Source organism: Vreelandella azerica, assembly GCF_013112225.1.
GTDB lineage: Bacteria > Pseudomonadota > Gammaproteobacteria > Pseudomonadales > Halomonadaceae > Vreelandella > Vreelandella azerica.
Map to the genome: position 1 here is coordinate 367,800 of NZ_JABFHI010000002.1, position 18,559 is coordinate 386,358.

At 55.9% G+C, this 18,559-nt stretch carries 9 protein-coding genes and 5 pseudogenes; 5 read left to right on the forward strand and 9 right to left on the reverse strand.

The genetic code is table 11. The features are described from left to right. The first annotated feature begins 1 nt into the window (after position 1). Positions 2–1,714, forward strand: a complete 1,713-nt coding sequence (ligB, locus tag HLB35_RS05795) for an NAD-dependent DNA ligase LigB (protein ID WP_171701856.1) — start codon at positions 2–4, stop codon at positions 1,712–1,714. On the opposite strand, the gene HLB35_RS05800 is transcribed toward ligB, so the two are convergent. Then, positions 1,711–2,649, reverse strand: a complete 939-nt coding sequence (locus tag HLB35_RS05800) for an AEC family transporter (protein ID WP_171701857.1) — start codon at positions 2,647–2,649, stop codon at positions 1,711–1,713. The two genes, ligB and HLB35_RS05800, sit on opposite strands and share 4 nt — an antisense overlap. A gap of 156 nt (positions 2,650–2,805) precedes the next feature. On the opposite strand from HLB35_RS05800, the gene metF reads away from it, so the two are divergent. Beyond that, positions 2,806–3,648, forward strand: a complete 843-nt coding sequence (gene metF, locus HLB35_RS05805) for a methylenetetrahydrofolate reductase [NAD(P)H] (RefSeq protein WP_171701858.1) — start codon at positions 2,806–2,808, stop codon at positions 3,646–3,648. Between the two features lie 78 nt (positions 3,649–3,726). Here the strand turns inward: metF and HLB35_RS05810 are convergent. From HLB35_RS05810 to prlC, 5 genes and pseudogenes are all read right to left on the reverse strand, one after another. Then, positions 3,727–5,912 (reverse strand): annotated as a pseudogene (locus HLB35_RS05810) (TRAP transporter permease). Between the two features lie 104 nt (positions 5,913–6,016). After that, a complete protein-coding gene (locus tag HLB35_RS05815; protein ID WP_422822430.1) occupies positions 6,017–7,012 on the reverse strand; it encodes a TAXI family TRAP transporter solute-binding subunit in 996 nt (331 codons plus the stop codon). Positions 7,013–7,302: 290 nt separating this feature from the next. Then, a complete protein-coding gene (locus HLB35_RS05820; RefSeq protein WP_171701859.1) occupies positions 7,303–9,084 on the reverse strand; it encodes a Na/Pi cotransporter family protein in 1,782 nt (593 codons plus the stop codon). Between the two features lie 35 nt (positions 9,085–9,119). Beyond that, positions 9,120–9,371 carry a YheV family putative zinc ribbon protein gene (locus tag HLB35_RS05825; RefSeq protein WP_171701860.1) on the reverse strand — a complete coding sequence of 84 codons (252 nt, stop codon included), beginning with the start codon at positions 9,369–9,371 and terminating at the stop codon, positions 9,120–9,122. 53 nt (positions 9,372–9,424) lie between these two features. Then, a pseudogene (prlC, locus tag HLB35_RS05830) lies at positions 9,425–11,472 on the reverse strand (oligopeptidase A). A gap of 183 nt (positions 11,473–11,655) precedes the next feature. Between prlC and HLB35_RS05835 the strand changes: the two are divergent. From HLB35_RS05835 to HLB35_RS05845, 3 genes and pseudogenes are all read left to right on the forward strand, one after another. Beyond that, positions 11,656–12,994: pseudogene (locus tag HLB35_RS05835) on the forward strand (sodium-dependent transporter). Between the two features lie 36 nt (positions 12,995–13,030). Next, on the forward strand, positions 13,031–13,576 hold the full coding sequence (locus tag HLB35_RS05840) for a gamma carbonic anhydrase family protein (RefSeq protein ID WP_171701861.1): 546 nt from the start codon (positions 13,031–13,033) through the stop codon (positions 13,574–13,576). 159 nt (positions 13,577–13,735) lie between these two features. Continuing rightward, a complete protein-coding gene (locus HLB35_RS05845) occupies positions 13,736–14,407 on the forward strand; it encodes a metal-dependent hydrolase (RefSeq protein ID WP_171701862.1) in 672 nt (223 codons plus the stop codon). On the opposite strand, the pseudogene HLB35_RS05850 reads toward HLB35_RS05845, so the two are convergent. The 3 genes and pseudogenes from HLB35_RS05850 to HLB35_RS05860 form a co-directional block, all read right to left on the reverse strand. Continuing rightward, a pseudogene (locus HLB35_RS05850) lies at positions 14,383–15,764 on the reverse strand (sigma-54-dependent transcriptional regulator). The gene HLB35_RS05845 and the pseudogene HLB35_RS05850 overlap by 25 nt on opposite strands. Then, positions 15,757–17,660, reverse strand: a pseudogene (locus HLB35_RS05855) (sensor histidine kinase). Before HLB35_RS05855 ends, HLB35_RS05850 begins: the two co-directional pseudogenes overlap by 8 nt. Further along, positions 17,657–18,427 carry an FCD domain-containing protein gene (locus HLB35_RS05860; RefSeq protein ID WP_171701863.1) on the reverse strand — a complete coding sequence of 257 codons (771 nt, stop codon included), beginning with the start codon at positions 18,425–18,427 and terminating at the stop codon, positions 17,657–17,659. The pseudogene HLB35_RS05855 and the gene HLB35_RS05860 overlap by 4 nt, the downstream one beginning before the upstream one ends. Positions 18,428–18,559: the final 132 nt, after the last annotated feature.

Here is an 18,559-nt window from a genome sequence, read left to right on the forward strand (position 1 = left end):
GATGTGTCGCCATTACTATTTTATTAAGTATTTGTTGCTCGCTTGGATGATGCTATGGAGTTCCGTTGTACAGGGGGCTGATTGCCCAATCAAACCGGCTGAAGCGCTTGACGCTGATATCCGGTCATTAAACCAGCAGATCAGCCAATGGGATGACGCTTATTACCAGCAAGGCAAATCGCTGGTCAGCGATGATATTTACGATCAGGCCGTTGCCACGTTGGAACACTGGCGCCGCTGTATGGGGGCCTCTCAACCACACCGGCCTGAACGAGAGGCTGTTACGACTCATGAACTGCTCGCCCACCCCTATGCTCAGCGTGGCCTTGAAAAGCGCGATAATGCAGGGGTTCAGCGTTGGATGCAGCGTCGTGACGATCTCTGGATACAGCCCAAGGTGGATGGCGTTGCAATCACTCTTGAATACCTTGATGGACGCTTGGTAAAGGCGATCAGCCGTGGCGATGGCCAGCACGGTCAGGACTGGACGCCCCGTGTCAGCCAGATATCAGCGGTTCCCAACCGGCTGCCAGGAGCCATTACGGCAGTTCTGCAGGGCGAGCTCTACTGGCGAGCGGGCAGCGATTATATACAGTCCCGGGACGGGCACCGTCAGCTGCGCGGTAAAGTCGCCGGAGCGATGGCGCAGGAGGCGCCCGATGCAAAGACGTTGGCACGCATTGGGCTATTTGTCTGGGCATGGCCGAACGGCCCTCAGACCATGGAGGAACACTTGGCCCGGCTCACAGAGCTGGGGTTTGATAGCGCAGTATATTCCCATCCTGTGAAGGATTATTCTCAGGCTGAGCAGTGGCGTGAGCGCTGGTTTGATCAGCCTCTGCCGTTTGCAACCGACGGTGTGGTGCTCAAACAAGCTCTGATCTCTACTGAAGCACTGTCGTTAGACGATGCACCTCCTGCATGGGCGCTGGCCTGGAAATATCCCGCGCAACAGGCACTGGCGACCGTGCGTGGGATAGCTTTTCGGGTTGGCCGGACGGGGCGAATAACGCCGCTGGTGCATCTCCAACCAGTTACATTAGAAGGGCGCCGAATCAGCCGTGTATCCCTGGGTTCGCTGGCGCAGTGGCAAGCGCTGGATATCCGTGCTGGTGACAAGGTAGCGGTAACGCTGGGAGGGCTGACGATTCCTCAGTTGGCGAGGGTGGTCTGGACGTCGCCCAAGCGTCAGTCTCTATGGGTGCCGGATGGGCAGGACTATCATGCATTGAGTTGCCTGACGCTTAACGAGGCGTTACCGGGCTGTCAGGATCAGCTACTGGCCCGTCTGGTATGGCTTGGGGAGACGCTTGAAATGAAGGGGATCGGTGAAGGCACCTGGAAGAAGCTGATAAAGGCTGATGTGGTGACTGATCTGATCGGCTGGCTTCAGCTGGATGAACAGGCGCTAATAGCGGCTCCGGGTATTGGGGCCGCGACGGCAAATCGGCTTCTGGCCGAGTTTGATGCGGCAAGAAAGCAGCCATTTGCTAACTGGCTACAGGCGCTTGGCGCCCCACCGGGCAGTGATCAAACACAAGGCGACTGGGCAAGCCTGGCCGCGCTGAGCGCAACACAATGGCAGGCATTGCCTAACGTTGGGCCAGTGCGCAGCAGAGCACTGGATGCGTTTTTCACCCACTCGGAAATCCAGCGGATGGCGGCTGCGCTTGAAAAAGCAGGCGTGGAGGGGTTTTTGAACGATAGCGGTTAACCCAGCCCGCTGAGTGTAAACATTACCCCCAGATAGACAGGAATCAGCAAAGGTGCCATCAGGGTAGTCACCAGCACTGCCAGGGCGCCTTTCTGGGGTTGAATCCCCAGCTCCATGGCAACTACCACCACGTTAGCAGCCATGGGCACCACGCCCAGTAGCAGAATGGCCATGGCAAGCGGTGCTGGAATGTTAAACCACTGCTGCAATGCCAGCACAATCCCGAGGGTGGCCAGTGGCCACACGCCATAGCGCAAGGCAACACAGGCGCCAATCAGGCGTGAATCCCAGGCGGCCAGGGTGACATGGCTGAGCGTCATGCCAATAATCATCATACCCAGCAATGTGTAAGTGGCGGGAAATACATCCAGCGAGGTCATCAAGGCCGCGGGCAGTGTGATACCCAGCTGGGTCATCAATAACGCTGCCAGAAAAGCATAGACCAGTGGCAGGCGGGCAATCTTGTTAAGGCTTTGGCGCACCGAGAAATGGCCTCGGGCGCTGACATAAAAGCCGACGGTAAATTCGTACAGGGTGATGCCCAGAATGCAGAACAGGTAAAGGGTGATACCTTCCGCGGGCAATATGATCAGTGCCACTGGCAAGCCAAAGTAGCCGGTGTTGCCCGTACCGGCGGAAAACGCCAGTAATGCGCTTTCCTGAGCACCGAAATAGCGTTGGGTAATAGCGCGTACCAGCAAGGCAATGGCACTGCTGGCAATGAACAGTATCAGGGTCAACAGCAGGTAGTCCGGTGTCGGGCCGCCGTTCATCAGAGCGCGAAAAAACGTCAGTGGTGCAATCAGGTAGACCAGCAGGGTCGCGATCGGCTGAGGGTCAATCCTTAGCCCGCGAGCAGCAATCCAGCCAAGACCAACAAACGACAGCAGCATAAGCAGAGGCCCGGTCAAAGCGCCGGCTGCAAGGTTTTCCATGAATTATTTTCCTGTCATTACTAAACTCAACATGAATAAAATTAACGTTGCTGTGTGGAATCTTTCATTAGCCGCGAACCCACGCAGCAGCGAGAATACACCCTCATAAAGCGCCATTCTATCGGCGAGCCGAATTGACTGACTATGAGGATTATCATGAGCCGCCAAGAACACCCCCTCGGTATCAGCTTCGAGTTCTTCCCTCCGAATACCGACGCCGGGCGTGAAAAGCTGATGCGTACCCGCGACCAGCTGGCGGCTTACCAACCACGGTTTTTTTCGGTGACTTACGGTGCTGGCGGTTCGACCCAGGTGCGTACCCGCAATGCGGTGCGTGAAATCAGCCAGAGTGGCATCACCACTGCGCCGCACCTCTCGTGTATTGGTAGTGACAAGGCCCAATTACGCGACCTGCTTGCAGAATACCGGGAAGAAGGCGTTGATAGCCTGGTGGCCTTGCGTGGTGATATGCCTTCGGGCACGGCCAGCATGGGTGAGCTGCGTTATGCCAATGAGCTGGTCGAGTTTATCCGTGAAGAAACGGGAGACCATTTTGAGATTGCCGTAGGTGCCTATCCGGAATCTCATCCCGAGGCGCCAAGCCTTGATAAAGATGTGGAAAATTTCGCCCGCAAGATGAAAGCGGGGGCCAATATAGCAATCACTCAGTATTTCTTTACTGCGGATGCCTATTTCAACTTTGTTGATAAGGCACGTGCACTGGGTGTTACGCAGCCGATTATTCCCGGCATCATGCCAATCACCAACTATACCAAGCTGGCGCGATTCTCTGATGCCTGTGGGGCAGAAATACCACGCTGGATCCGCAAGCAGTTGGAAAGTTACGCCGATGATAGTGAAGCGATTGCTGATTTTGGCAACGAAGTGGTGACGCGTCTGTGTGAGCGGCTGTTGGATGGCGGTGCACCAGGTTTGCATTTCTACACGCTGAACCAGTCCGCTCCGGTGCTGAAGATTGTTGATAATCTGACGGGTTAGGGTTTCAGACCCTAATATGAAAAACCCCGCCTCTTGTGAGTGCGGGGGTTTTTGTCTGCGGCTTTATAAGCGCTGTCGTTAGCCGGTTGAGGCAGCGGCTTTGCCGTTGCCATGTAATCGGCGCTGCATTACAACGAGTACAACACCAATCGCAAGTCCGGCAATATCAGTATAGATACCGCCATAGATCATAAAGATCGCGCCTATCAGCATGACGACCCGCTGCCATGTTTTAACTGGCCCAAAGAACCACGCCTGAACCACACCAGCCAGCAGGATGATGCCCAGCGTCGCGGTGAGGCCAACGCGCAGGATCTGCATGGCGCTGCCTTCCATCAGCATGGCGGGGCTATAGAAGAACATGAACGGCACGATGAAAGCGGCCAGGCCGATCTTGAACGAAGCCACTGAAGTGCCCATGGCATTATCGCCGGAAATACCCGCTGCTGCGTAGGATGCCAGGGCGACCGGCGGCGTGATGGCAGATACCACCGCGAAATAGAACACGAAGAAGTGTGCAATCAGCGGTTCAATGCCGATATTGATCAAACCCGGTGCAACAACCGACGCCGCTACCGCATAAGCGGCCGTGGTCGGCATACCCATGCCGAGTAGAATCGAGATACACATGGCAAAAAACAGCGCCAACAGCTGGCTGACACCCGCGACACCCAGTAGCAGCGATGAGAAGCGCGCGCCAACCCCGGTCAGGGAGATAACGCCTACAATCAACCCTGCACAGGCACATACCGCAATGATCTGGATCGACATGATGCCCGCCAGCTGCAGGGCGCGCAGGATGGCGGCAAGCCCCATCTTGTGGGGTGAAAGCCAGCTGACAACGGCGGCGGAGGCTGTGGCCAGAGTACCGGCACGGATCACCGAATAGCCCATGAACAGTGCCACAATCAGTATGATGATGGGAGCAAACAGATAAACCTGTTTGGCTAGCTTGCGGAACTGGGGGATCTCGTCTTCGCGCATGCCGCGCATGCCTTTGCGGGCCGCTTCAAAGTCGACCATGCAGTAGACCGACAGGAAGTAAAGAATGGCGGGAATAATCGCGGCAATCGCAATCTCGGTATACGGGATACCGGTAATTTCCGCCATGATAAAGGCACCGGCACCCATGATGGGCGGCATGATCTGCCCACCGGTAGACGCAGCGGCTTCAATGGCCCCGGCGCTACGCCCTGGGTAGCCAACTTTTTCATCAGTGGAATCGTCAGCGAACCTGTTGAAACCACGTTACCCGCTGAGGTGCCGTTAATCATGCCCATCAGACCGGAAGCAAAAATCGATACCTTGGCTGGGCCGCCCCGAGCGCGACCGGCGGCAGCAAAGGCGAAGTTGACAAAATAGTCACCGACCTTGGATGCCTGCAGGAAGGCAGCGAAAATAATAAACAGGATGATATAGGTGGAAGACACTGCTGTGGTCGGGCCGAGAATACCCGTATCGGTGTAAACCTGGCTGAAAAAGCGGTTGATCGACAAGCCGGGATAGCCCAGAAAGCCTGGCAGGTAGGGGCCTGCAAACACATAAAGCAGAAAGACGACTGAAATGACTACCAGTGCCAGGCCAGCTACACGGCGGGTCAGTTCCAGAATCAGCAAGGACCCGGCAACCGCGGCCCATGAAATACCCACAGGGGCAAAAGAAGTGCCTGTGGACATGCGCATATTTGTGTTGAACGCCACGAGCAGATAGCCAGCACTGGCCAGGGCGCACACCATCAGTACCAGATCCGCTGGGTTGAAGCGGTGACGCACCTGACGATACACCCAAGAAAGCACGATGGCAGCAGCGGTCGTCAGCATCAGCGGGTAACCGTAATGCCAGGACTCTATGGTTGGATCAATGCGCATGGCGCCGCCTGCCAGGGTCTGCTGCATCATGAAAACCTGGAGCAGCGAATAGAGCGCCGGAAGCAGCAGCGCATAGCTGATCCATTTAAGCGCGACAGGAGACTCTTCATGCTCACTTTTCGCGAAATTACTGCCAGCATAGAGACCGTACCCAAGGATCAAGGCACCGGCAATGTGCACAATCCGGTAGGACCAGGTTTCCATGGGAAAGATATTCAGTGAAATAAGATGAAAAGAAGAGTAGGCAACCGCCATGGCCGCAAATAACCAGAACTGCCAGCCGTTAAACAGGCGGCGGTTATTCTCGACAACTTCTTCATCAACGCCTTCAACGACCACGACGTCGGGCTGTTCGTCCGAAAGGTCGCCAGAATTGGGGTCAGATTTGTGACTCATAAGAGGCCACCCTCACAGCAATACAAACAGAAAAAGGGGAGGTATAAGCAAAAGCTGCCCCGCCCGGTGGCGCCGGTGCGGGGCAGGCTTTGAGTACTTAAGGCTTACTTGATCATGTCTTCAGCAATGTCATAGCCGTTTTCTTCGTACCAGCGAGCAGCGCCCGGGTGGAAGGGCAGCACGGTATTCTTGTCGATATTTTCCGGAATAGTCGTGGCAGCACTGCGGTGAATGGAGCGCATACGATCGTTCTGTTCCATGGTCACCTTGGTGACTTCATAGACAAAATCTTCCGGCAGGTCGCAGCCAGCAATGGCAAAGTTCCACATGGAAACCGCACGAGCATCTTCTTCCAGCGTCTGATAGGTGCTGGCCGGAATCATAAACTCAGCTACCGGGAAGTTTTCGAGAATGGTATCCACTTCAGCATCGGTAAACTCGATGATGTTGACGTCAGTCTGCACTTCAAGCTGGCTGACGGCAGGAATCGGGATGCCTGCTGCAAAAGCAATAACGTCAAGCAGACCGTCCTGCAGCTGGCCGCCCAGATCAGACCAGCCGCCGTTACGACGGTCAAATTCTACACCCAGGGTTTCAAGCATCGCCGGGAAGTAGGTGTCTGAGGTTGATGCTGCCGGGCCAAAACCGATGCGGGCACCGTCCGGAATGTCTTCAATCGATTCGATATCAGAAGACGCCAGTGCAGTGATCGAGAAAGGCGTTTCGTACATCGGGAACATGGCACAGACATTATCCATTTCCAACCCGGGAGCCAGCGGACTTTTACCACTGATAGCGTCAGAAGCCGGGCCCATGGTGGTCAGGCCAAAGGCAACATCGCCACCGTGTACCAGAGCCAGGTTCTGCGTCGGGCCGCCGGTCACCTCGCCACCGCCGGAAATGTCCAGCTCGTCGGCAATGAAGTTGGCCCAGCCTGAACCGTAAACATAGTAGGTGCCGCCTTGGCTTGCAGTGCCGACAGTAAAGTTATCCGGCCACTCGGAGCGGTCAGCCTGGGCGCTGCTAGCGGCCAGCAGAGCCACACCAGCCAGCAGGGTGGCGGCGGTGGGCAGGGCATTGTTCATTGCTGTCTTTTTCATGCGCATGGCGAGATATCCTGAAACTGTTATTAGATGTGAAATGGTTTCATCGCCTCATCATCAGAGACGATGACATCAGTGTAGTCACTATTTAGATGATTATTAGCACCTATAGAGAAGCGATTAGTGTGCCATTTATTATTTTTTTATTAATAAACAGTTGCTTGGATTTTTGTGTTTAAACTTTTGTCTACAGCGGTCAGTGCTTAAGTGTTAACAATCCCGCACGTGGTGGTGATCAGGTTGTGCGGTTTTTCACACACTTTCTCTGTGCTGTGGCCCTGGGCACGTCAGTCAGGTGACGGGTGGTACTGCCATTCACTGGCCATTGACGGCATCAGGGCATCAATCAAGCGGCTGGCCTGGTGAAAATCGTTCATCAGAGTAGAGGCTTGCGCTGGCGTCAGGCGCTGCTGGCGTAAACGTCTGGCTGTTTCTTCCTGCCAGAACTGGCTGGCCGTGTAGATAGGTTCAGCCAGGGTGCTGGTACTGACAGTATTTTCTTCTGAGCGTCGATTAAGGTAGTTGAGGCCTTTGGCCAGTGCCAGGCGCAGGGCATCATGACCTTCCCTTAGCGGGCTGTCAGGGGCGGTGTGGCGCAGCAGGCTGCGCTGCAGGACTTCACCAAAACGTACGGCTTCCACCAGGCGGAACGTTTGCTGTAAACGTGCTTCAAGGTAGGCCTGTTGATCGTCTGCCATAGGGACTTCAAGGCGTGCGTAAAATGCCAGGATTTCGCTTAACAGTGGTTTGATGCGTTCATGGTAGCGCTCATTGACGGCCGGCCAGTGTTGGCTATCAATGGCCTGTTCCACTTTCTCTCTTGTCGGCAGGTGGCCCAGCGCATCGGCACTGTGTATCAGCAAGGCATTGCAAAGCAGGTGATAAGCGCGCCTTTCAAGCCGTCGGCATTCCTGGTCGAGGGCACTCAGGGCGGTGTCCGAGTGCTGCAGGGCAGAGGCATCCAGGTAGCGCGCCTGAGCGCGATCGAGATGATGGGCAGGAGAAGGCAAAAGGCGTTCCAGCCATTTTGCCAATGGCGTGATAAAGGGCAGCATCAACACGATGCCCAACACATTGAACAAGGTATGAAACAGCGCCAGCTTGAGCGGCCAGGCGTCGGCGTCAATGCCGATCAGGGTGCTGGAAAAATCCACCAGCCAGGCCAATGGCAGCAGTAACGTAAGCGCTACCCCAGCCGTTAACAGGTTGAAAACTATATGCGCCCCAGCCAGCCGTTGCGCAGCCGTGCTGGCGCCCAGTGCACCGAGTAAAGCGGTCACTGTTGTGCCTACGTTGGCGCCGACTGCCACTGCCAGGGCGGGTAGATAGTCCAACTGGCCGCTGGCCAGCGCCGTCAGGATGATCAGCAAGGTCGCATGGCTGGACTGCATGACGACAGTGGCGATTACGCCAAACAGTACGTAGAGCGGCCAGTGCCAGAACTGGGTGCCTGCCAACCCTGCCAGTGAAAGGCTATCCTGCCAGGCACTGAACCCCAGCTTCATAAAATCAATGCCCAGAAACAAAAGACCAATACCCATCAGCAGGTGGGCATAGCCGCGTAATGATTTGGGGAGCAGGCGAGCGCCAAGCAAGCCAGCGGCCAGAAAAGGCATGGCGTAACGTGCCAGATCAAATGATAGCCCGAAGGTGGCCATCAGCCAGGCGCCGGTGGTAGTGCCCAGGTTGGCACCGAACAGCAGAGCAATACCGGCTGGCAGGGTGACCAGGCCCGCACTGACAAACGACATGCTCAGTAATGTCATCAGGGAGCTGGATTGCACGGTGGCCGTGGTTGCAGCGCCGAACAGGATGGCGCGAGGCCGGGTGCGGGTTGCCTGCTGAAGCCAGCGCCCAAGCTTGCCGCCGGAGAGCTGCTTGATGCCCTTTTCCAGGTACTGCATTCCCCACAGGAAAAGCCCTAACCCGGCAGCGAGGGTCGCCAGATCAAGATAGGACATCAGCACAGCAGTTGCCGCAATAAGGCCGATAATCACCAGCCGGGTGGTGAACGCTGGATGCGTGTGGGCATGTTTACGCCAGTGGCCAAGCTGGGCGGCAAATGGCATCGCAGGCTCCCTGAAGAAGGTTAAGTATCGTTACCTTACTTCGATGAGCTGCCGGGGTCGAGAATACGTACCGTCTGGATATCCTGCTGCTTTTGCTCTTCACGCAGTTTGTTGACGCGGGTCTGTAATTCCGGAGCAGTTTCATCTTCAATGGGCAGCTGCTCAAAGAAATCACAGCTGACGCATTCGCGATAACGGATGCCGTTCTGCTCCCAGGAGCGAATGCGGTCCATTTCGGCACAGCGTGGGCAGGTAACCCCTGCAATAAAGCGTTTTACCGTTGACATAATAAACTCCACGCGTGGCCGTGTAGGGCCACGCGGCTGATGGAAATAGGTGTTCAGGCAGCGCGAATGCCGCTATGGCGCAACAAGGGTTCAACACTGGGTTCACGGCCGCGAAATGCTGCGAACAGTTCGGCAGCATCGCGCGCGCCTCCCTGCTCCAGAATATGCTGACGAAAGCGCTGGCCAGTCGTCGGGTCGAAAATACCCTCTTCTTCAAAGGCACTCCAGGCGTCAGCGGACAAGACCTCTGCCCATTTGTAGCTATAGTAGCCCGCCGCATAGCCACCGGCAAAAATGTGCCCGAAACTGTTCTGGAAACGATTGAAAGGCGCAGCAGGCATCACTGCCACCTGTTGGCGCACCTCATCGAGCAGCGCCTGGATATGGGAAGCATCTGGCGCTGAAGCTTGATGATGCAACCGCAAGTCGAACAGTGAAAACTCCAGCTGGCGCACCATTCCCATGGCGGACTGGAAGTTCTTGGCGGCTTGCAGGCGTTCAAGCAGTTCACCCGGCAAGGGTTCATCAGTATCAATATGCGCAGCCAGAAGATCCAGCCCTTCACGCTCCCAGCAATAATTTTCCATGAACTGGCTGGGCAGCTCGACCGCATCCCAAGCGACACCATTGATGCCGGAAATATCGGCAATCGTCTGGCGGGTCAGCATGTGGTGTAGCCCGTGGCCAAATTCATGAAACAGGGTAGTGACTTCATCATGAGTGAGCAGCGCGGGCTTGTCGCCTACCGGTGGGGTGAAATTGCAGGTCAGGAAGGCTATCGGCAGCTGCAGGCCATCGGACGTCTGGCGGCGAACACGGCAATCGGCCATCCAGGCACCACCGCGCTTGCCTTCGCGGGCGTAGAGGTCGAGGTAAAAACCGGCAATGGGGGTGTCATTTTCGGTAATCTGAAAATAGCGGACATCCGGGTGGTAGCAGGTGACCTGCTCATCCTCTTCAAATCGCACACCGTAGAGGCGCTCTACCACACTGAATAACCCCTCAACCACGCGGGGTGCCGGGAAGTAGGGGCGTAGCTGCTCCTGGGAAATCGCGTGACGAGCCTCGCGCAGCTTTTCGCTGGCATAGCCCACATCCCAGGGCTGCAGGTTTTCCAGCCCCAGCTCCTGCGAAGCAAAATCCTGCAGCTCGGCAAACTCTTCGCGTGCCTGAGGCACCGCGCGCTGTGCCAGGTCGTTCAGAAAGTCCAGCACCTGCTCGGGGAGTCCGCCATCTTGGTGGCCAGTGAGTAATCCGCATAGGTAGCAAAGCCCAGCAGTGCGGCTAGCTCGCTGCGTAATGTCAGGATCTCTTCCATGATGGCAGCATTATCAAACTGGCCAGCATTCGGGCCCTGGTCTGAAGCGCGGGTGACAAAGGCGGTATAGACTTCTTCGCGCAGGGCGCGGTCGTCGGCATAGGTAAGCACCGGATAAAAACTCGGGAAATCCAGCGTGATCCGGTAACCGTCGATGCCTTTGGCCTCTGCCAGGGAATGCAGGGTAGCCAGCGCGCTTTCCGGCACGCCGGCCAGATCGTCAGCGTTTTCGATATCCTTGTGCCAGGCCTGAGTGGCATCCAGAACGTTATTGGAATATTGGTTGGTCAGTGTCGACAGGCGCGACTTGATCTCGCCATAGCGGGCTTTCTGCTCCGCTGGCAGGTCAACCCCCGCGAGGCGGAAATCGCGCAGTGCGTTCTCGACCGCACGTTTTTGAGCGGCGTCGAGGTCTGCCCAGCCAGGGCCTTCCCTCAGGGCCTGGTAGGCATTGAACAAGCCTTCGTGCTGGCCAACCCAGGTGCTGAAGTCAGAGAGTTTGCCAATGCAGGCTTCATAGGCCTCACGTAGCTCGGGGCTGTTCATGGTGCCGTTGAGGTGTGAAATCGGGGACCAGGCATTGGATAGGCGGTCGTTAACGTCTTCAAGCGGGGCCGCGAAATTTTCCCAGCTGGGGGACGTGGTGGCGGCCTGTTGGGCCAGTGCCTCAATGCGTTGACGACTTTCTTCAAGCAGGCTGTCGAGGGCTGGCACGACATGCTGAGCGCGAATTTCATCAAAAGGCGGCAGGGTGTGTGCAGCGAGCAGGGGGTTATTAGGCATGGCGACCTCAGTAGGAAAATTGCGGGGCAATATACATTTCCTATAGAGTGCGGGCGCGCTAACGAGGTTTCAATCCTCACGTTAGCTTAATCTCTGATGCCAACCACGGTTTGGCACGTTTTATCCGCTGTCCATTTTGATGGGCGGTGCTTTTTTATTAACGGTGAGTGAACGGGGCAGGTCATGAGTGAAACACTGGAGCGCTGGGGATCAAGACGTGCTTTTATTCTGGCCGTCACCGGTGCCGCTGTTGGGCTAGGTAATATCTGGCGGTTTCCCTATATCGCTGGTGAAAACGGCGGGGCGGCTTTCCTGCTGGTGTACATCGCCTTTGTGCTGCTGCTGGGGTTGCCTGTCATGATGGCGGAAATCATGGTGGGAAGAGCCGGGCGGCGCGGGCCGATTCAGGCGCTGGGCACCTTGGCGGCAGAAGGCGGCGGCTCGCCACACTGGCGCTGGTTGGGCGCCTTTGGTGCCTTTACAGTGTTCTGTATTCTGTCGTTCTATTCGGTGGTGTCTGGCTGGTCGATTGAGTTTCTGGTGGCTTCTATCAACGGACAGTTCAGCGGTGCCACTGCGCAGGAAATCGGCGCAGGGTTTGATGCCTTTCTGGCCAATCCGGGATTGCTGGTCTTCAACCACACCCTGTTTCTGTTCATGACCATGAGCGTGGTGGCCGCAGGCGTTGCCAAAGGGCTGGAGCGGCTGAATAACCTTTTGATGCCGCTGCTTTATCTGCTGTAGTAACGCTGGCCATCTATGCCAGCACCACAGAAGGCTTTGTGCCAGCGCTGGTTTGGCTGTTCAAACCGTCTATGGCGTTGATAACGCCAACGGTGATTCTGCATGCCATGGGGCACGCCTTTTCACCCTGGCTGTTGGTGCCTGCGCATTGATGGCGTATGGCGCCTATATGCCGGATAGGCAAAGCCTGCCAAAAGCCGCTGCTGCTGTCGCCGTGCTGGATATCAGCGTTGCGCTACTCGCAGGTATTGCGATCTTTGCCGTTGTGTTTGCTCAGGGGCTTGACCCGACCCAAGGCCCGGGGCTGATGTTTGTGACTCTGCCCATTGCCTTCTCAGGGCTGCCGTGGGGGGCGGTCTGGCTGAGCATTTTCTTTCTGCTATTACTGCTGGCTACCTGGACATCGGCGATCAATCTGGCGGAGCCTATGGTGGCGACTCTGCAGGGCGCAGGCTTGAAACGTGGCAAGGCAACGGCAGTAGTAGCACTGTGCGTCTGGTTGATGGGGCTGTTATCCGCGCTATCATTTTCGACGCTGGCAGATTTTCGGCCCTTGTTCGGGCGCAATGTGTTTGAGCTGGTCAGCAGCATTCCGCCGGATATCTTTCTTCCGCTGGGCGGCATGCTGATTGCTTTCTTTGCGGCTTGGGTCATGCCTCAACACAAAGCGCAACAGGCGCTGGGTAACAGCGGTTGGGGCTTTTATCTGTGGCTCAATGTGGTGCGCTGGATAGCCATTCCACTGACCTTTATCGTATTGTTGAGCGCACTGTTTTAAGTGTAAATACTGGTGTGAATCAATCAGGAGTCAGCAATGAGCAATGCTTTAAGAAGCTATCAGGGCAGCGAGCCGCAGTTGGGCGAGCGGGTTTATATTGATCCTGCCTGCACGGTAATCGGCGATGTGGTGCTGGGCGATGACTGTTCGGTCTGGCCGATGACGGTGATTCGCGGTGATATGCACCGTATCCGTATCGGCGCACGGGTCAGCGTGCAGGATGGCAGCGTGCTGCATATTACTCATGCCAGCGACTATAACCCCGAGGGCTTTCCGCTGACGTTAGGCGATGATGTCACCGTTGGCCACAAGGCGATTCTGCATGGTTGCACGCTGGGGAGTCGTATTCTGGTAGGGATGGGCGCCATTGTGATGGATGGCGCTGTGGTGGAAGATGAAGTGATTATTGCCGCCGGGGCCGTGGTGACACCTGGCAAACAGCTGGAAAGTGGCTACGTCTACGCAGGCAACCCTGCCCGGCAGCTGCGGCCGCTTAAGGACAAAGAGCGTGCTTTCTTCGCCTACACCGCCGGTAACTACGTCAAGCTGAAAGACCGCTTCCTGGCAGAAGCCAACGATTAACGGGTTGACGGTTTATGGTGCGACTTACTTGTTTAAATGCCCATTAACTATCTTCTAACTCTCTGCCAGGCGGTACTTTTTTCTTGTTTTTTGCTGAAAAGCCATGTTGTGGCGGAATGAAATCTGGTAATTTATACAGCTTTCAGGATGCCACATGACATGGCTAATTTTCGCACGCATATTTCAGTTGCAGCGGTGGGCGGGGCAGCGCTGGCATTTGTGGGTTGTCAGGCCCAGTGGTGGCCTGTGTCCCAAGCCCTGTTGATAGGTGTGCTGACGGCCTTTGGCGGTATTCTGCCAGACATTGATGCTGACAGGTCGCGTTCTATCCGTTTAATTTTCAGTCTGTTATCGGTGCCAGCTCTAGTGCTGGGCGTTATTGTGCTGCAAGGTTGGCTGTCTCCTGGGGCGCTTTTGGTAGCGTGCGGTGGGATTTATCTGCTGGTGCGTTATGTAGGCAGCGCGGTGTTTGCCCATCTGACGGTACACCGTGGCGTGTGGCATTCACTACTGGCCGGGGCGCTCTGCGGTATGGCCGCAGCGGCCATCAGCTTTCAGCTGTTGGTGCAGTCAGCTTGGTTTGCCTGGTCCCATGGGCTGGCAATAGCGGTGGGGTTTGTCATTCACCTTGTGCTGGATGAAATTTACAGCGTCGACCTGGAAGGCGCCCGCCTTAAACGCTCTTTTGGAACGGCGCTAAAACTGGCGGATGCCCGCCGCCCGCTGGCCAGCCTGCTGATGCTGATTGCCACGCTGACACTGGCCCCCTGGTTACCGCCCTGGGCCGACCTTTGGGAGCTGCTCCATCAGGGGTCACTTTTGTGGCGGTAATCTTCTGCTTGTAACGTATGCTTTTTTAGTTTGTCGTAAAGCGTCTTGCGCGGCAGGCAGAGATGCTCACAGACCTGGGTCACCCGCCCATGATGACGCGCCAGCGACTGACTGATCAGGCTTTTTCGAACAGCTCTACCTGGCGCGTCAGTGAGGTTGTCTGGGTTTCTGTGTTATCGCCTTCCAGCAGAGCCGCCAGGCGATAGTCAAACGCCGCCCCTAGCAGGACATAGCGTTCGGCCAGATTGCGCAGTTCGCGTACATTGCCAGGCCAGTCGTGAGCCAGCAAGGCGGCAATGGCGTGACTGTCAAGCGGGGGTGCTTCCAGCCCGCTGCGGTTAGCCGCGATGACCGCAAAATGCTGGAACAATAGCGGAATATCCTCACGCCGTTCGCGCAGGGCAGGCAGTGGCAAAGTCACAACGTTCAACCGGTAGTAAAGGTCTTCACGGAAACGGCCGGCTTCTGAGGCGGCTTTAAGGTCAACCTTGGTGGCGGCAATAACACGAATATCCAGTTTGATCACATCATTGGCACCGAGGCGTTCAATGCTGCGCTCCTGAAGCACGCGCAACAGCTTGACCTGCAGCGCCAGAGGCATGGATTCAATTTCATCGAGAAAGACAGTGCCGCCATTAGCGTGCTCAAACTTGCCAATACGGCGTTCAACCGCGCCGGTGAAGGCCCCTTTCTCGTGGCCAAAGAGTTCTGACTCAATAGTGTTTTCAGGCACTGCACCACAATTGATTGCCATGAAAGGGTGATGACGTCGACGGCTGCGTTCATGAATGGCTCGCGCGACCAGATCCTTGCCCGTGCCGGTTTCCCCAAACAGCAATACATCCGTCTCAACCTGGCTGATGCGCTGGATCATGGCCGCAAGGCGCGAAATAGTTTCGGTGCGCCCGACAAGGCGTGGCCCAAGTGCTGCTTGCTGAGCTTCCAGCTCGGCCTTGAGGCGATCATTCTCGAGGCTGAGCTGGCGCTTCTCAATACCTCGCCGCACCACATCAAGCAGTTGGTCACCCGCAAACGGTTTCTCCAGAAAATCCCAGGCGCCGGCGCGCATGGCTTCAACAGCGGTGGAAATATCGCCGTGGCCGGTAATCAGGATAATCGGCAGCGTCGGGTCGCGTTCGCGCAGGGTGCGTAGTAACGTCATGCCATCCATGCCCGGCATGCGGATATCACTGACGATCACGCCTGGAAAGTTAGGTGTCAGGGCATCGAGTGCCTGTTCGGCAGACTCAAAGCAGTGTGGCGTATAACCGCCCAGTTCAAGGGTCTGGCTGGCGGTGATGCGCAAGTGCTCTTCGTCGTCGATCACCATGACGGGCAGTGTCGACGGGTCATGCATGAGAGAGATGCTCCATTGAGGTGTTCGGGGCCATGGCAAGAGGGAGAATAATACTGAACTGAGCACCGCCCGTTGGGTGGTTGCAGGCCTTCAGCTGGCCACCCAGATCCTCCATGATACGTGATGAAATGGAAAGCCCCAGCCCCAGGCCGTTACCGGGTGCCTTGGTGGTAAAAAAGGCGCGAAGATCTGGTTGATATGGGCGCTGTCGATACCCGGCCCATTATCAATAATATGAATGTGCACGTTTGTCTCGTCTGCTTCCACGCGCACGATAAGGCGTGGGGCGGAAATGTCTGTCATGGCCTGTAAGGCATTGCTGATCAGGTTGACGATCACCTGTTCAAGACGTACCAGATCACCTTTGACCCATAGAGTCGCCACAGGTAATTGCTGTTCAACTTTAACCTGACTGTCACGTAGACGGCTATGGAACAGACGCAAGGCATATTCTATGCACGACTGTACGGCGATATTTTCCTGACGCTCGCTGCTTTTGCGCGAAAACTGACGAAGCTGGGCGCTGATATCCGCCATGCGATGAGTCAGTTCGACAATCTGTTCCAGGTTGGCGTCTGTCTGGTTAAGCCGTGATAGAGCCAGAAAGCGCCGGGCATTTTCAGCATAGGCACGAATGGCCGCCAAGGGTTGGTTAAGTTCGTGGTTGATGCCAGCCGCCAATTGACCTAACACGGCAAGCTTGGCCGCCTGGATCAGCTCGTCCTGGGTCTGGCGCAGATTTTCCTCGGCGCGACGGCGCTCCTCAATTTCAGCTGAAAGGCGCTGGTTGCTTGCCACTAGGTCCCGGGTTCGCCGCTCAACACTTTCTTCAAGCTCGTCGCGAACCCGCGCCAGAGTGAGCCTTTCCCGTTCAGCAAAGGTTTCTCGTTCGCGGCGCAAACGTAAGCGCTGCCAGCCTATCCCGCCGCCGAGGGCAACAACACCATAAAGACCACCGGCCATCAGGGCTGCCAGCCACTGTGCGCTGGTCACAGTGTCTAGCGGTTTGAGGATATGAATGTCCCATTCAAACTCTGCTATCGGTCGGGTCAGGCGTAAAAAGCGTTCATCCTCTAACACGCCGCGTGAAAAGCTGACGATATGGGCATCTGCCGAGTGAGCTTGTTCTATGACGATGCCTGATGCATTTAACGGCTCGACCGCATAGCGTCGAGTGTTGCGCAGCGTTTCGCGCTGTTGGTCAGAAAGTGGGTAAAGTGCATTCATGCGTAATTCAGGCTTGCTGGCCATGAAGATGATGTCATCACTATCAGTGACAAATAACGTTGCTTCCTGCTCGGCCCAGCTTTGTTCAACGTCATCGAGTAGTACCTTGATGACCATGACGCCGTCCGGGCGAGCATCAGGAGAGGTGTCTTCCAGATACACCGGAGATGAAAAATAGTAACCACGTTCGCGTGATTGTACGCCCAATCCATAGAAGCGCCCTTGGCCGCCAGCAATGGCATCCCGGTAATAGCTGCGAAACGCGTAGTTCTGGCCGATAAAGGTATTGGGGCGGTGCCAGTTGCTAGCGGCAATGGTATCGCCCTGCTCATCAAGCAGATAGACATCGGAAACCCCAGCGGTGAAGCGAAAACGGTCAAGTAGCAGGTTGAGTGGCATCGGGTCCTGATTATCCGGTGAAGCAAGAAATCGCTGGACGCCTTCGCGAGTGGCAAGCATTTGCGGCAGGTAGTCGTAACGCAGTAAATAGCCGTTCAGGTGAGCGGCTGACAGACGCAACTCGTTCTCGGCATCTTCGCGTAAGTTTTCCAATGCCTGTACTCGGGCGATCTGGGAGGCTTGCCAGATGCACAATAATAGGCCGAGAGAAACCACCGTCAGAGCAAACCATCGCCAACGTAATGGAGGCCGCTGAGCTTTTTTAATCATGCGCTGGTCACGCTTCCTTGTGCTCTGCGTAAGGCACGCTGCGCACGGGTTTCAGCGCGGGCCATTTCCATCAAACCCTCCTCTACAAAGACTAGATGTTCATGTGCACGGCTACGGGCGTCTTCTGCGCGCCCATCAAGGATGGCATCCAGCAAGGCACGATGTTGCTTCATCAATTGACTGCGAGAATCGGGTTTGGCGAAAAGAAAGGCCAGGTTATCGACAATGCTCTGTTCCAGTAGGTGAAAGATGCCGCGTATGGTGTGAAGCAACAGTACGTTATGCGCTGCTTCAGCAATGGAAAGGTGAAAGGCGGCATCAAGTTTGGCTTCTGCGGCAGGATCCTTGCCGGCAAAGCCATTGTTGAGCTCTTCAAAGCGCTGAATCAGAATAGCCTTATCGGCAGGGGTTGAACGCAGAGCGGCGTAATAGGCCGAGATTCCTTCCATCGCATCGCGAAACTCAAGCAGGTCAAGGTGAAACTCTTCATGCCGCGTCAGCATTTCCAGTAAAGGGTCTGTGTAGCCACTATTAAGATCGTCGTTGACGAAATTGCCCCCGCCCTGGCGGCTGACCAGCAGCCCTCTGGCGGCCAGTTTTTGAATGGCTTCTCGCAGGGAGGGGCGTGAAACCCCGAACTGCTGTGCTAGTTCGCGCTCAGGTGGCAAGCGTTGCCCAGGCTTAAGGCTACCTTCAAGCATCATGGCTTCAAGGCGTTCAGTAATCACGTCGGCCAATCTGGGTTGGCGAAGAGGCGTGTAGGACATTGTTAGCTCCTTGATTGGTAGAGCCAATGCAGATTTCAGCTATCTTGAGTTTTAGCTCATGAAATGGAAAGATAGCAACTAATTGGTTTTACCAATTTATGGATAATGATGCGAGTATGAAAAAGTAGCGAT

Coding starts and splice junctions, on each gene's coding strand:
- HLB35_RS05860 (WP_171701863.1), bottom strand. CDS start 18,427: ATGTCCTACACGCCTCTTCGCCAACCCAGATTGGCCGACGTGATTACT.
- HLB35_RS05800 (WP_171701857.1), bottom strand. CDS start 2,649: ATGGAAAACCTTGCAGCCGGCGCTTTGACCGGGCCTCTGCTTATGCTG.
- HLB35_RS05840 (WP_171701861.1), top strand. CDS start 13,031: ATGAGCAATGCTTTAAGAAGCTATCAGGGCAGCGAGCCGCAGTTGGGC.
- HLB35_RS05825 (WP_171701860.1), bottom strand. CDS start 9,371: ATGTCAACGGTAAAACGCTTTATTGCAGGGGTTACCTGCCCACGCTGT.
- ligB (WP_171701856.1), top strand. CDS start 2: ATGTGTCGCCATTACTATTTTATTAAGTATTTGTTGCTCGCTTGGATG.
- HLB35_RS05845 (WP_171701862.1), top strand. CDS start 13,736: ATGGCTAATTTTCGCACGCATATTTCAGTTGCAGCGGTGGGCGGGGCA.
- metF (WP_171701858.1), top strand. CDS start 2,806: ATGAGCCGCCAAGAACACCCCCTCGGTATCAGCTTCGAGTTCTTCCCT.
- HLB35_RS05815 (WP_422822430.1), bottom strand. CDS start 7,012: ATGAAAAAGACAGCAATGAACAATGCCCTGCCCACCGCCGCCACCCTG.
- HLB35_RS05820 (WP_171701859.1), bottom strand. CDS start 9,084: ATGCCATTTGCCGCCCAGCTTGGCCACTGGCGTAAACATGCCCACACG.